The organism is Streptomyces sp. NPDC005648 (assembly GCF_040605395.1).
Lineage (GTDB): Bacteria > Actinomycetota > Actinomycetes > Streptomycetales > Streptomycetaceae > Streptomyces.
This window is the reverse complement of sequence record NZ_JBEXCS010000059.1, coordinates 23,757-36,992: the sequence shown is the minus strand read 5'-3', so window position 1 is coordinate 36,992 and position 13,236 is coordinate 23,757. Positions and strand designations below refer to the sequence as shown.

Below are 13,236 nucleotides of genomic sequence, written 5' to 3'. Positions count from 1 at the left end.
GGCGGCCGTCCCCGTGGCGACGGGCGGCGAAGGGGACGAAAATGGGTGGTCCGGGGCGCGACAGGGGGACAGGAACAAGGTGATCGCTCATGTGCCGATGGCTCGCTTACACGGGGACTCCCCTGCTTCTCGACACCATCCTGTACCGACCGGAGCACTCGCTGATCGACCAGAGTCTGCGCTCCCGACTGGGTGTCGAGACGACGAACGGCGACGGTTTCGGGGTCGGATGGTATTCGGAGTCGGGCATCGAGACCCCGGCCCTGTTCAGGGACATCGGTCCCGCGTGGAACAACCGCAATCTGCGGGAGCTCGCGGATCATGTCCACTCCCCGTTGTTCTTCGCGCACATCCGGGCCTCGACGGGCACGGCGGTGCAGCAGACCAACTGCCATCCGTTCCGGCACGGTCGCTGGATGTGGATGCACAACGGTGCCATCGCGGATTTCCACCTCATGCGCCGTGACCTGTGCCTGCTCGTCGCTCCCGAGCTGTACTCCGACATGGAGGGATCGACGGACTCCGAGGTGATGTTCCATCTGGCGCTCACCTTCGGCCTGGACAAGGACCCGCCGTCCGCCGTGGCGCGCATGGCGGGGGTCGTGGAGCGCTGCGGCCACGAACACGGCGTGGAGTTCCCGCTGCAGATGACCATCGGTGTGACCGACGGCGCGCATGTATGGGCCTTCCGCTACTCCAGCCAGAGAGCTTCCCGGTCGCTGTTCTACAGCACCCGTGTGGACGCGCTGCGCACCCTGCACCCCGACGCGGAGTTCCTGCGCGAGGTGTCCGACGAGACCCGGCTCATCGTGTCCGAGCCCCTCGGCGACCTGCCGGGCGCCTGGAACGAGGTGCCGGAGGGCAGCTACGGCGTCGTGGGGCCGGGCGCCGACGAGTTGCACCCCTTCGCTCCGCAACCGGCGTGATACCGGGCCCCTGGCTCAGGACGTCTTCGCTGCGGCCCGCTTGGTGCTCCTGCTCCGGGCGGCGCGCGCCGGCGCCCTGTGGGCCGATGCGGTCGGCCACTTGAACTCGATCTCCAGCTCGATCTCCCCGTCCTCGACCTCGACCTCTATCTCGCTCCGAAGGTCCTCGGGGATCCGCAGGTTGAGGGTTCCGGAACCGAGTTCCAGCTCGGCCTCCCCGCCTTCCCGCAGCGCGTCGGCGAGTGCGGCGAGCCGGTCGGCCGCCTCCAACCGGGACAGTGACGCCTTCTGCTCGAACTTGAAGTCCTTCATGGGAGCCTCCGATCAGGGACGAGCAGGCCATGGCGTCAATTCTGAAGCCAACCGGGGGATCGGACATCTCGGGGCGGGAGGCGGCGCCGGCGGACGAGCGCCCTTCTGCGCGCGGCCCGGACCGGTTCTACGGTGGGAGGGAAAGTGCCCGCACTCAACGGGAGGACACACGACATGTCCACCGCATCACAGACCCCGGTCCTGGACACCCTCGCGGCCATGACGGTCGACTCGATCGAGCGCTGCGGACTGGCCCCCGACATGCTCATCCTCACCCGCATCGCCGCTCTCGCCGCCTCGGACGCCCCGCCCATCTCGTACGTGGCCCATATCGACCCCGCTCTCCAGACCGGCCTGACCGCGGAGCAGTTGCAGGACGTCCTGGTCGCCATCGCCCCCATCGTGGGCACCGCCCGCGTCATGACGGCGGCGGGCAACATCGCCCGGGCCCTCGGCATCGCCATCGCGGTCGCCGAAGCGGAGATCGAGACGGAGGCCTGAGAGCGGACACTCCTCGGGTGGTCCGTCGGCCCTAGGCTTGCAGCCGCCGGTACTACCCGAGGAGTTCAGCCGTGTTCGACCCCGCACTTCAGTGCCCGTACCCCGACGCCCGAGAGCCGGGCGAAGTCCCTGAGCCGCACGCGCTGCTCACACCCGTACTCGGGCTGCTGGGCACGTGGCGTGGCCGGGGGCGGGGTGAATATCCGACGCTGGACAGCGACTTCCGCTACGCCCAGGAGGTCGTCCTCAGCCATGACGGGCGGCCTTTTCTGCGGTACGAGGCTCGGGCGTGGCTGCTGGACGCGGACGGTTCGGCGGTGCGTGCGGCGGCACGGGAGAGCGGGTGGTGGCGGCTTCAGGCCGACGGGCGGGTGGAGGCGCTGATCACTCAGCCCACCGGTATCGCGGAGATCGCCGTGGGTCGCGTGCGCGACGACACGGTCGAACTCGCGACGCACCAGGTGGCGCTCACCCCGACCGCCAAGCGGGTAGACGCCACCCGTCGCCGTTACACCCTGACGGACGGCGGCACGCTCTCGTTCGTCCATGAACTCGCCGCGGTCGGGCAGCCGTTGCAGCACCACCTGTCGGCGAGCCTGCGCCGCGAAGGGTGAACCGGCCGTCGGTGGGTCAGGTGACGGGGTCGGTGAGCATGCGCCAGCCCGGGGCGTAGTTGCCGTGCAGGACCAGGGACGCCGCGCCGACCGCGCCGACCGTGTCGCCGATGACGCTCTGCTCGATGACGACCGGGCGGATGGAGCGGGCCACGGAGGTGCGGTTCACGGCGGCGTCGATCTCCTCGAGGAGGATCGGCTCGATACCGCGCAGCGCCTCCCCGCCGAGCACGACCCGCGGGACGTCGAGCAGGCTGGCGGCCCCGCGTGCGGCCTGGGCGATACGGCGGGCGGCGCGGCGTACGACGTCGCAGGCGTCCGGGTCACCGCCGCGGGCGGCGCGCCGCAGCGACTTCCAGTCGTTGTGGAGGGATTCGGGGGTCCCGGTCACACCGATACGGTCGGCGGCGCCGCGGCCATGGCGCCGCACCAGGTCGTCGATGATCGCGGACGGGGTGCAGTAGGGCCCGAGACAGTCGGTGGCCCCGCAGGCGCAGACCCGGTCGCCCGGTTCCACGGGCATGTGGCCGAACTCCCCGGCGTTTCCCGAATCGCCGTGCAGCACCGTGTTGTTGAGGACGATCCCAGCGCCGATGCCGGTGCCCAGGTAGATGAACAGGAAGCTGCCGGCCCGGGACTCGCCGCCGATCCAGCGTTCGCCGATCGCCGCGGCGGTCGCGTCGTTGTCGAGCGCGACGGGCAGACCGGTGGCCGACGCGAACATCTCCACCAGAGGCACTCGCCCCCAGCCCGGGAGGTTCGGCGGCGACACGACACAGCCGGACGAGCCGTCGATCGGCCCGGGCGCGGCGATGCCCAGACCGAGCAGCTTGGCCGGGTCGATCTCGGAGCGGCCGATGAGCCGCTGGGTCGCCCGGGCCACTCGGTCCACCATGTCCGCGGGATCGTCCGGTGTGGTGAGCCTGAGCCGCCGGCCGGTGATCACCTCGCCCGCCAGGTCGACCAGGACGATCACGGCTGAGTCGGGGTCGAGATGGACGCCGACGGCATAGGCGCCGTCGGGGCGCGGGGAGAGCAGGGTACGGCGCTTGCCGCCGCTGGAGGGGGCGTGGCCGGTCTCGGTGACCAGGCCGGCGTCGAGGAGCTTGCGGACGACGTTCGACACCGTCTGGTTGGTCAGCCCGGTGAGAGCGGCGAGCTCCACGCGGCTGACCGTGCCCCGGGTGCGGATGGCGTCGAGCACGACGGCCTGGTTGTATCCGCCGACCCGCGGCAGATTCGTGCCGCCGAGCATCGTCACTTGCCCCTCACCTGACCCCCACTGCTCGCCCACGCGGCGCGATCGTTTCCGTGCAACCGTGCGGCCGGGGCGCCCTCTCCACGCCGCATGGCCGGAAGTTTACATGTCGGAAGCGTTGACTTAATCCATCCATTGGATTTAGCTATCGCCCACCAAACCGGGTCAACCGGGCCGGTCGCGCGGGGCGGCGCCAGGGGGTCGCCGCCCTTCCGAGCGGTCGCGGACCGCACCCCCAGCGCGGTCTTCCCTCAGGTTTTCCGTTCCGGAGGAACCACAGTGCGTCTCAAAATCGTCACCGCCGCGGCCCTCACCGCCGCCACCGCCCTGGCCGTCACCGGCTGCGGATCGGGCTCCTCGGGGAGCTCCAGCAAGTCGATCAAAGTCGTCTACTGGCAGAACCTCGACAGCGCCAACAAGCTCCAGGCGAACTTCCTGGCCTCGATGGTGAAGGAGTTCACCCGGGCCAACCCGGGCACCAAGGTGAACCTCGTCCCGGTCACCGCCTCGGAGAACGACTACTACACCAAGATCCAGCTGATGATGCGGTCCCCCTCCACCGCGCCCGACCTCGTCTACGAGGACACCGCACTGATCAACTCCGACATCGCGGGCGGCTACCTCAAACCCCTCGACACCTACACCGCCAACTGGGCCGACTGGTCGCAGTACGCGAAGGCCGCCAAGGGCGCGGTCACCGGCGCCTCCGACAACAAGGTGTACGGCGTCCCGGACAACACCGACACCCGGGGCATCTGGTACAACAAGAAGCTCCTCGCCCAGGCCGGAATCTCCGTGCCCTGGCAGCCGAAGACCTGGGCCGATGTGCTCGCCGCCGCGAGAACGGTCAAGGCGAAACTGCCCGGTGTCACCCCGCTGAACATCTACACCGGCACCGCCGGCGGCGAGGCGTCCTCCATGCAGGGCTTCGAGATGCTGCTCTACGGCACCCCGGCCGGTGACAAGTCCCTCTACGACGCCGGCCAGAAGAAATGGGTCGTCGGCAGCCAGGGCTTCAAGGACTCGCTGTCGTTCGTCCACACCGTCTTCAGCGAGAAGCTCGGCCCGTCCGTGAGCCAGGCGCTCGGCGCCAACTTCGGCACCACCGTCGGCACCGAGCTCATCCCCGAGGGCAAGCTCGCCATCGACATCGACGGCTCCTGGATGCCCAACAACTGGGGCTCGTCCTCCGCCAAGCCGTGGAGCGCGTGGGAGAGCACGATGGGCACGGCCGCCATGCCCACCCAGAACGGCCAGGCGCCCGGAAAGACATCGATGTCAGGCGGCTGGGCCTGGTCGATCCCCGCCAAGGCCGGCAACCCCGACCTGGCGTGGAAGTTCCTGGAGTCGGTCCAGACGAAGGCCAATTCGGCCAAGTGGAACGCGACCAACGCCACCATCGCCACCCGCACCGACGTCGCCGGCGATCCGACGTATCTGAAGGCCGTTCCCACCAACGCGTTCTTCACCGGCCTGGTGGCCGACACCCACTACCGGCCGGGCCTGCCCGCCTACAACCAGGTCTCCACGGCGATCCAGAAGGCCATGGAGTCGGTGACCACCGGTCAGGCCTCGGTCGACAAGGCGGCGGCGACCTACGACAGCGACGTGGCGGCCGCCGTCGGTGACGACAAGACGGTCAAGGGCACCTCGTGACCGCACTCGCACCGGCTCCTCGCGGAACCGACGGCCACCGCCGGTTCCGCGGGCAGCCCACAGCCGTACGCGGCCTGCTCCGCGGCCTCCCCCTCCTGCCGGCGGTCGTCCTGCTGGTCGTCTTCCTCGCCGGCCCGATCGCGTACTGCGTCTACTACGCGTTCACCGACATGCAGCTCACCGGAGCGACCGGCACCCACTTCACCGGCCTCGACAACTTCACCCGGGCCTTCGGCGACACGGACTTCCTCAACGCCGTATGGCTCACGTTCGTCTTCGTGGTCGGCTCCGCGGTCGTCGGTCAGAACACCCTGGGGCTCGCCCTCGCCGTACTGATGGAGAAGGCGGCGAAACCCGTCCGGTCGCTGACCAACGGGGTCGTCATCGCCGCCTGGGTGCTGCCCGAGGTGGTCGCGGGCTACCTGATGTACGCCTTCTTCTACGACCAGGGCTCGCTCAACTCCATCCTCCAGGCCCTGCACCTGCCGCGGCAGAACTGGCTGTACACCCTGCCGATCCTGGCGGTCTGTCTGGCCAACGTCTGGCGCGGCACCGCCTTCTCGATGATGGTCTTCTCCGCCGCCCTCAACGATGTGCCGCAGGAGCTCGTGGAGGCCGCCGAGATGGACGGCGCGGGCCCCTGGCAGCGGCTCTGGCGGGTCACCCTGCCGGTCATCCGGCGGTCGATCCTGACCAACCTGATGCTGATCACGCTCCAGACGCTCTCGGTCTTCGGCCTGATCTACACCATGACCCGCGGCGGTCCCGGCAACAAGAGCGAGACCCTGCCCGTGTTCATGTACCAGCAGGCGTTCCAGAACAGCCTCATCGGCTACGGCACCGCGATCGCGCTGGTGCTGCTGGTGGTCGGCGCCCTGTTCTCCGCCGTGTACATCCGGCTGCTCGGACTGGAGGACGACTGATGGCCGTCGCCACCGCCCACTCCCGGGCCGGTTCCACCCGCCGCTCCCCCCTCAAAGTGGCCCTCCCGCCACGCCGGCGCCGCTCGCGTCTCGGCGCTCTCGCGGTCAACCTCGTCCTGCTGGCGGTGTCGGTGACATACGTCCTGCCGCTGCTGTGGATGCTGCTGGCCTCGGTCAGCGACCTCAACAGCTTCCGGCTGAAGCTGCCGTCGGCCCTCACCCTCGACAACTTCGACGCGGTGCTCAACGTCGACACCACCTACCGGCCGATGCTCAACAGCCTTCTGCTGTGCGGCTTCGCCACCCTGATCACGGTGGTGGTGTCGATCCTGGCGGCCTACCCGCTGTCCCGTTACCGCTCCCGGCTGCGCCGCCCGTTCCTCTACACGATCCTGTTCTCCACGGGCCTGCCCATCACCGCCGTGATGATTCCCGTCTACAGCATGTTCGTGCAGGTGAACCTGATCGACTCGATGCCCGGTACGACGCTGTTCCTGGCCGCCTCCGCGCTGCCGTTCGGGATCTGGCTGATGAAGAGCTTCATGGACGGAGTGCCGATCGTCCTGGAGGAGGCCGCCCGGATCGACGGCGCCAACGCGATGCAGGTGCTGTGGCGGGTCGTCCTGCCGTTGATGCGCCCCGGTGTCACCGTGGTCACCATCTTCACCTTCATCGGCATGTGGGGGAACTTCTTCGTCCCCTTCATCCTGCTGCTCTCGCCGGAGAAACTCCCCGCCTCCGTCAGTGTGTTCACCTTCCTCAGCGCCCACGACCAGACCCAGTACGGCCAGTTGTCGGCGTTCTCGATCATCTACTCGCTCCCCGTGGTGATGCTCTACCTGCTGCTGTCGCGCAAGCTCGGCGGCGGATTCGCCCTCGGCGGCGCGCTCAAGGGCTGAGCGGCCCCGTTCCCGTACCCCCCTCGGAGAAGAGATCCATGCACAACGACCGTGAAGCGACCGAGCAGCGACTGCGCCGGGTGCTCGACGAGCGGATACGGCCCGCTGTCCATGCCCGCGCGGTCCCCCTCCGGGTCGAGGTCTGGGACGTCCCCGGTGAGCCCGTCCCCGTCCGGGAAGGGATCGCGGCCCCCTACCGTCCGGCGCGGACCGGTGACTGGTGGGGGCCGGCCTGGAGCACGAGCTGGTTCAAGGTCAGCGGCACGATCCCCGCCGAGTGGGCCGGACTCCCCGTCGAGGCCGTCCTCGACCTCGGCTTCGCCACCCACTCGGCGGGTTTCTCCGCCGAAGGTCTCGTCCATCGCGCCGACGGCACCGCCGTGAAAGCCCTCAACCCCCGCAACACCTGGTTGCCGGTGACCGAGTCGGCCGTGGGCGGCGAGGAGTTCACCGTCCACATCGAGGCCGCGGCCAACCCGGTCGTGATGCACACCGCGCCGGGTGAGCTCACCTTCGGCCCGACCTCGGTCGGCGGACGCGCCCCCTGGCTCGGCGATCCGGCCGCCGATCCCGGCGAACCCCTCTACCGGCTGAGGCGGTTGGACCTCGCGGTGGTCGACCGGCCGGTGTACGAACTCGTCCAGGACCTCGACGTCCTCGACCAGCTCATGCACGAGCTCTCCCCCGACTCACCGCGCCGCTGGCAGCTGCTGCGCGCGGCCGAACGAGCCCTGGACGCGGTCGATCTGCAGGATGTCGCCGGCAGCGCGTCGGCCGCCCGCGCCGAGCTGGCCCCCGCTCTGTCCGCCCCGGCACACGCCAGCGCGCACCGCGTCTCCGCCGTCGGGCACGCGCACATCGACACGGCGTGGCTGTGGCCGCTGCGCGAGACGGTCCGCAAGGTGGCCCGTACGGTCTCCAACGTCACCCAGCTCATGGACGACCACCCGGAGTTCAAGTTCGTGATGTCCCAGGCGCAGCAGCTGGCCTGGCTCAAGGAGCACCGCCCCGAGGTGTACGCCCGCGCCCAGGAGAAGGCGAAGACCGGGCAGTTCCTGCCCACCGGCAGTCTGTGGGTCGAACCCGACACCAACATCAGCGGCGGCGAGGCGCTGGTCCGCCAGTTCGTCCATGGAAAGCGGTTCTATCTGGAGGAGTTCGGGGTCGAGACCGAGGAGATGTGGCTGCCGGACACCTTCGGCTACAACGCCGCCCTGCCGCAGCTGATGAAGCTGGCGGGCGTGCGCTGGTTCCTGACCCAGAAGATCTCCTGGAACACGACCAACAAGTTCCCGCACCACACCTTCTGGTGGGAGGGCATCGACGGCACCCGTGTCTTCAGCCACTTCCCGCCCGTCGACAGTTACAACGGGGAGCTCTCCGGCGCCGAAGTGGCCCACAGCGTGCGCAACTTCCAGGACAAGGCCGGCACCAACACCTCCCTCATCCCCTTCGGCTACGGCGACGGAGGCGGCGGCCCCACCCGCGAGATGCTCTCCCGGGCCGCCCGCATGGCCGACCTGGAGGGTTCCGCGCGCATCGCCATCGAGGGCCCGGCCGACTTCTTCACCCGGGCCCACGCCGAGTACGAGGCGGCGGGCGGCGCCCCCGTCTGGTCCGGCGAACTCTATCTGGAGTTCCACCGCGGCACCCTCACCAGCCAGCTCGCCACCAAGCAGGGCAACCGCCGCAGCGAACACCTCCTGCGCGAGGCCGAGTTGTGGGCCGCCACCGCCGCCGTACGGCAGGGGCGGCCGTATCCGTACGACGTCCTGGACCGGCTGTGGAAGACGGTACTGCTGCACCAGTTCCACGACATCCTGCCCGGCACGTCCATCGCGTGGGTGCACCGCGAGGCGGAGGAGACCTATGCCGCCGTGGCGTCGGAGCTCGAGCACCTGATCGACACCGCCCAGCAGGCCCTGGCGGGCGACGGAGACGGCACCGTCGTCTTCAACGCCGCCCCGCACGACCGAGCCGGGGTCCCGGCCTTCGGCGCCGAACTCCGCGACACCCGGCCCGACGCGCCCGTGTCCCCGGTCCCGCACGGCGACGGCTTCGTCCTCGACAACGGCCTGGTCCGGGTCGTCATCGACGCCGACGGGCTGATCGCCTCCGCCTACGACCTCACCGCCGGCCGGGAGGCCCTCGCACCCGGCGCGCGGGGCAATCTGCTCCAGCTCCACCAGGACTTCCCCAACCAGTGGGACGCCTGGGACATCGACGCCTTCTACCGCAACAGCGTCCGCGACCTCACCGCCGCCGCGTCGGTCACCGCGCTCGAAGGCGGCGCGGTGCACGTCGTACGGGAGTTCGGCGCGTCCCGGATCGAACAGACGCTGACCCTGCCGGCCGGCTCATGCCGGCTCGTCGTCGACACCGTCGTCGACTGGCACGAGCGGGAGAAGCTCCTCAAGGCGGCCTTCCCCCTCGACGTCCGGGCCGCCCACAGCACCGCCGAGATCCCCTTCGGCCACGTGGAGCGCCCCACCCATCACAACACCTCCTGGGACGCGGCCAAGTTCGAGATCTGCGCCCACCGCTTCCTGCACGTCGGAGAGCGCGACTGGGGCGCCGCCCTCGTCAACGACTCCACCTACGGCCACGACGTCACCCGGGACGTCCGCCCCGACGGGGGAACGACCACCACGGTCCGCCTCTCCCTGCTGCGGGCCGCGCGCTTCCCCGACCCCGACCAGGACCAGGGCACCCACCGGCTGAGCTACGCCCTTCTCATCGGCTCCGACGTCGCGGACGCGGTCCGCGAGGGGTACCGCCACAACCTGCCCGAGCGCGTCCGGACCGGTGGCGGGCCGACCGAGCCCCTGGTGGCGGTCGACCATGACGGGGTGGTGATCGAAGCCGTGAAACTCGCCGACGACCGCAGCGGGGACGTCGTCGTACGCCTCTACGAGGCGGGCGGCGTCCGCGCCCGGGCCACCCTCACCCCCGGCTTCCCGCTCGCCACCGCAACCGTCACCGACCTTCTGGAACGCCCGTCGGACGATCCCACGAGCCACGAGACAGTCGGCGGAGTCGTGCGTCTGACGCTGCGCCCCTTCCAGATCCTCACCCTGCGCCTGCGCCCGCGACCTGCGGCTTCCGGAACACGGGAGGGCGCGTGACCCGCCGGCCGGGCAGGCGTCAGAGGCTGCGGTCCGGCGCGTGCCGCGGGTCGACGGTGTCGGCGGTCAGGCTGCCGAGCAGGGCGAGGGCCTGTTCCGAGGTGCTGCCGGGGGGTGCCTGGTAGACGACCAGTTGCTGGCCAGGGGCGCTGTTGACGGTCAACGACTCGTAGTCCAGGGTCAGTTCGCCGACGTGGGGGTGCCGGAAGCGTTTGGTCTCGTGGGTCTTTTGACGGATGTCGTGGCGGGCCCACAGGCGGCGGAACTCGGGGCTTTTCAGGGACAGTTCACCCACGGTGCGGATCAGCTCGGGATCGTCGTGGCCGGTGCCCGCCGCCGAGCGCAGGCCGCCCACGGTGTTGACCGCCGCCTGTTCCCAGTCCGGGTAGAAGTCGCGGGCGTCCGGGTCCAGGAACACCAGCCGCATCAGATCGTCGCTGTAGGTGTGACCGGCGAACAGGGCACGCCCCAGGGCGTTGTGGGCCAGTACGGTCATACGGCGCCCCAGGACCACGGCCGGAGTGCGGTGCCAGTCCGCCATCATCCGCAGCAGGACCGGGCCGACCCGTTCGGTGCGCCCGGGCGCGGCCTCGCGTTCCGGGACCGGGCGGGCCAGCAGGTGCAGATGGCCCGCCCCTTCCGGGTCCAGGCGCAGCGCACGGGCGAGCGCGTCGACCACCTGGGCGGAGGGGTGCCGCTCACGGCCCTGCTCCAGCCTGACGTAGTAGTCGGCGCTGACCCCGGCCAGCATCGCGACCTCTTCCCGGCGCAGGCCCGCCACCCGGCGGCGGCCGGTCGAAGGCAGTCCCGAGTCCTCGGGGCTCACCAGGGAGCGACGCGCGCGCAGATAGTCGCCGAGCGGGTTCGTGCTGTCCATGGGCTCCACCCTAGGCAGGGGTGAGCCGCGGACGGGAGTGCGGAAGGTGGCCGTGGAACTCCTACGATCCGCTCTCCTCGGAGAGCGGCGGCCTGGTCCCCACGGTGTGATCACCGCAGGCTCGAAGCCATGACTTCCGAACTCGTCACCCCCAGCACCGCACTGCCCACCACCGGCACCGGCACCGGCACCGACGGCACCGCACTGCCCGCCCCCGAAACCGGGCGCTCCTCCCGGCCCCTGACCGGCCGGGTGGCCGTCGTCACCGGGGCCTCCAGCGGCATCGGCGCGGCCACCGCCCGCCGGCTCGCCGCGGAGGGGGCGGCCGTTGCGCTGCTCGGCCGCCGGGAGGACCGTCTGACGGAACTGGCCGAGCGGCTGCGTCCGCGGACCGGCGGGGGCGTGCTGCCTCTCGCCGTCGACCTGACCGACCCCGCCGCCCTCGAAGCCGCGGCCCGGGCCGTCACCTCCGCTCTCGGTCCCGTCGACCTGGTCGTCGCCAATGCCGGCGCCATGCTCGGCGCCCCCTTCGAGGCCGCCCGGGCCGACGAGTGGGACCGCATGATCGACGTCAATCTGCGCGGGCTGCTGCACACCGCCCGCGCCTTCACCGGCGACCTGCTCGCCGCCGCGGACCGGGGCCGTCCCGCCGACCTGGTCCATGTCGGCTCCGTGGCCGGCCACGCCCTGTACCCCAACTGGTCGGTGTACTGCGCCACCAAGGCCGCGGTCGCCCATCTGACCCGCAACCTGCGCGCCGAGCTCGGGCCGCGTGGCGTCCGGGTGAGGAACGTCGAACCGGGCGTCACGGTCACGGAGCTGGGCGCGGACATGCGGGACGACGACATGCGGACGGCCCTGGACGGGATGCGTGCCGGTCTGCGTCCGCTGGCCGCCGAGGACATCGCGGAAGCGATCGCCTTCTCCGTCTCCGCGCCGCCCCATGTGAACATCGCCGAACTGGTGGTCGTCCCGGTCCAGCAGGGCTGACGACTCCCCCTGACCGGCGGATCATGGCCGGAATTCGCCTCTATGTGACCGGAGTCAATCGTTGTTGACCTGGAGTTCAATACGTACCGGCGGTAATACCTTGCCTTGTGTGGTCTTCACCCCTTAGACCTTGCCTCATCAAATGCCAGGGCTCTGGGGGGAGTTGGCACATGCAAGGCACGGTTGACGGGTTCCGCTACGGCGCGGTGACCCCGGTGGTGGCCTATCTGATGGCCTGTCTGGGTGGGGCTCTGGGGCTGCGCTGCATCGTCCGGTCCCTGATCAACAAGGACTCCTGGAAACCCGGTTGGCTGGCGCTCGGCGCCGCGTCGATCGGCTGCGGCATCTGGACGATGCACTTCGTCGCCATGCTCGGCTTCCAGGTGAAACAGAGCGGGATCCGCTACAACACCCCTCTCACCCTGCTCAGTCTCGCCGTGGCGATCGTGGTCGTCGGCATCGGCGTGTTCATCGTCGGCTACCGAGGTGCCGGAACGTTTACGCTCGGCACCGCGGGCGTGATCACCGGTCTCGGGGTCGCCGCGATGCACTACCTGGGCATGGCGGCCATGAAGGTGAACGGGGACATCCGGTACGACACCGTCACCGTCCTGCTGTCGGTGGTGATCGCCATCGTCGCGGCCACGGCGGCCCTGTGGGCGGCGGTCACCGTCCGGGGCTTTCTGACGAGTCTCGGGGCCAGCCTGGTCATGGGCGTGGCGGTGTCCGGCATGCATTACACGGCGATGGCCGCGGTCAGCGTCCATGTGCACGGCTCGGGCGACGCGGCCTGGGCGGGCGACTCGCCCACCTCCCTGCTGCTGCCGATGCTCCTGGGACCCGCCGTCTTCCTGCTGCTGGCCGGCGTCGTGGTCATGTTCGACCCGCTGCTGGTGCTCGGCGACGGCGATTGGAACCAGGCGGCGGCGAAGCGGCGGGCGCGCCCGGCCCAGGAGACCGAGGAACCGGCGCCACAGTCCTCCGGCAACATCTTCAGCGGCCCGGTCCGCAACGCCCGCTCACGGCAGAACCCCCACCAGCAGGACGTGTACGGCACCGCCCAGCCCACCCCGCAGTGGTCGCCGCCGCCCGGCGCCCGGGAGTGGTGAAGCGGCACCTGGGGCCCCGTTGCCCGGAGCGCTCGGGGCGGGCCCG

12 protein-coding genes are annotated in these 13,236 nt (G+C 70.3%); 9 read left to right on the top strand and 3 right to left on the bottom strand.

Features of this window, described 5'->3' with window-relative positions:
- Positions 1 to 89: 89 nt before the first annotated feature.
- The gene (locus tag ABZT17_RS29160) at positions 90 to 926 is read left to right on the top strand and encodes a class II glutamine amidotransferase (protein ID WP_356352954.1); all 837 of its coding nucleotides are present in this window, start codon (positions 90 to 92) and stop codon (positions 924 to 926) included.
- 15 nt (positions 927 to 941) lie between these two features.
- Here ABZT17_RS29160 and ABZT17_RS29155 read toward each other — a convergent pair whose 3' ends face one another.
- Positions 942 to 1,238 (bottom strand): amphi-Trp domain-containing protein, encoded by a 297-nt coding sequence (locus tag ABZT17_RS29155; RefSeq protein WP_356352952.1) that lies wholly within the window; start codon positions 1,236 to 1,238, stop codon positions 942 to 944.
- Positions 1,239 to 1,412: 174 nt separating this feature from the next.
- Here ABZT17_RS29155 and ABZT17_RS29150 point away from each other — a divergent pair, with 174 nt between their 5' ends.
- Complete coding sequence (locus ABZT17_RS29150; protein WP_356352950.1) at positions 1,413 to 1,739, top strand: carboxymuconolactone decarboxylase family protein; 327 nt, start codon at positions 1,413 to 1,415, stop codon at positions 1,737 to 1,739.
- 71 nt (positions 1,740 to 1,810) lie between these two features.
- On the top strand, positions 1,811 to 2,353 hold the full coding sequence (locus ABZT17_RS29145; protein ID WP_356352948.1) for an FABP family protein: 543 nt from the start codon (positions 1,811 to 1,813) through the stop codon (positions 2,351 to 2,353).
- 16 nt (positions 2,354 to 2,369) lie between these two features.
- Here ABZT17_RS29145 and ABZT17_RS29140 read toward each other — a convergent pair whose 3' ends face one another.
- On the bottom strand, positions 2,370 to 3,608 hold the full coding sequence (locus tag ABZT17_RS29140; protein WP_356352993.1) for an ROK family transcriptional regulator: 1,239 nt from the start codon (positions 3,606 to 3,608) through the stop codon (positions 2,370 to 2,372).
- A 282-nt stretch (positions 3,609 to 3,890) separates the two neighbouring features.
- Here ABZT17_RS29140 and ABZT17_RS29135 point away from each other — a divergent pair, with 282 nt between their 5' ends.
- The 4 genes from ABZT17_RS29135 (at position 3,891) to ABZT17_RS29120 (ending at position 10,214) form a co-directional block, all read left to right on the top strand.
- Entirely contained in the window at positions 3,891 to 5,267 is a 1,377-nt protein-coding gene (locus ABZT17_RS29135) for an extracellular solute-binding protein (protein ID WP_356352945.1), read from the top strand.
- Positions 5,268 to 5,341: 74 nt separating this feature from the next.
- Complete coding sequence (locus tag ABZT17_RS29130; RefSeq protein ID WP_356352991.1) at positions 5,342 to 6,190, top strand: sugar ABC transporter permease; 849 nt, start codon at positions 5,342 to 5,344, stop codon at positions 6,188 to 6,190.
- Positions 6,190 to 7,089 carry a carbohydrate ABC transporter permease gene (locus ABZT17_RS29125; RefSeq protein WP_356352943.1) on the top strand — a complete coding sequence of 300 codons (900 nt, stop codon included), beginning with the start codon at positions 6,190 to 6,192 and terminating at the stop codon, positions 7,087 to 7,089. The genes ABZT17_RS29130 and ABZT17_RS29125 overlap by 1 nt, the downstream gene beginning before the upstream one ends.
- A gap of 38 nt (positions 7,090 to 7,127) precedes the next feature.
- On the top strand, positions 7,128 to 10,214 hold the full coding sequence (locus ABZT17_RS29120; protein WP_356352942.1) for a glycoside hydrolase family 38 C-terminal domain-containing protein: 3,087 nt from the start codon (positions 7,128 to 7,130) through the stop codon (positions 10,212 to 10,214).
- A gap of 19 nt (positions 10,215 to 10,233) precedes the next feature.
- Here the strand turns inward: ABZT17_RS29120 and ABZT17_RS29115 are convergent, their stop codons facing one another.
- A complete protein-coding gene (locus ABZT17_RS29115) occupies positions 10,234 to 11,091 on the bottom strand; it encodes a helix-turn-helix transcriptional regulator (protein ID WP_356352940.1) in 858 nt (285 codons plus the stop codon).
- A gap of 129 nt (positions 11,092 to 11,220) precedes the next feature.
- Between ABZT17_RS29115 and ABZT17_RS29110 the strand changes: the two genes are divergently transcribed.
- Positions 11,221 to 12,081 carry an SDR family oxidoreductase gene (locus tag ABZT17_RS29110; protein ID WP_356352938.1) on the top strand — a complete coding sequence of 287 codons (861 nt, stop codon included), beginning with the start codon at positions 11,221 to 11,223 and terminating at the stop codon, positions 12,079 to 12,081.
- A 170-nt stretch (positions 12,082 to 12,251) separates the two neighbouring features.
- Positions 12,252 to 13,190, top strand: a complete 939-nt coding sequence (locus tag ABZT17_RS29105) for an MHYT domain-containing protein (protein WP_356352936.1) — start codon at positions 12,252 to 12,254, stop codon at positions 13,188 to 13,190.
- The last annotated feature ends 46 nt before the right edge of the window (positions 13,191 to 13,236 follow it).

Coding starts and splice junctions, on each gene's coding strand:
- ABZT17_RS29160 (WP_356352954.1), top strand. CDS start 90: ATGTGCCGATGGCTCGCTTACACGGGGACTCCCCTGCTTCTCGACACC.
- ABZT17_RS29105 (WP_356352936.1), top strand. CDS start 12,252: ATGCAAGGCACGGTTGACGGGTTCCGCTACGGCGCGGTGACCCCGGTG.
- ABZT17_RS29125 (WP_356352943.1), top strand. CDS start 6,190: ATGGCCGTCGCCACCGCCCACTCCCGGGCCGGTTCCACCCGCCGCTCC.
- ABZT17_RS29115 (WP_356352940.1), bottom strand. CDS start 11,091: ATGGACAGCACGAACCCGCTCGGCGACTATCTGCGCGCGCGTCGCTCC.
- ABZT17_RS29155 (WP_356352952.1), bottom strand. CDS start 1,238: ATGAAGGACTTCAAGTTCGAGCAGAAGGCGTCACTGTCCCGGTTGGAG.
- ABZT17_RS29150 (WP_356352950.1), top strand. CDS start 1,413: ATGTCCACCGCATCACAGACCCCGGTCCTGGACACCCTCGCGGCCATG.
- ABZT17_RS29110 (WP_356352938.1), top strand. CDS start 11,221: ATGACTTCCGAACTCGTCACCCCCAGCACCGCACTGCCCACCACCGGC.
- ABZT17_RS29140 (WP_356352993.1), bottom strand. CDS start 3,608: ATGCTCGGCGGCACGAATCTGCCGCGGGTCGGCGGATACAACCAGGCC.
- ABZT17_RS29120 (WP_356352942.1), top strand. CDS start 7,128: ATGCACAACGACCGTGAAGCGACCGAGCAGCGACTGCGCCGGGTGCTC.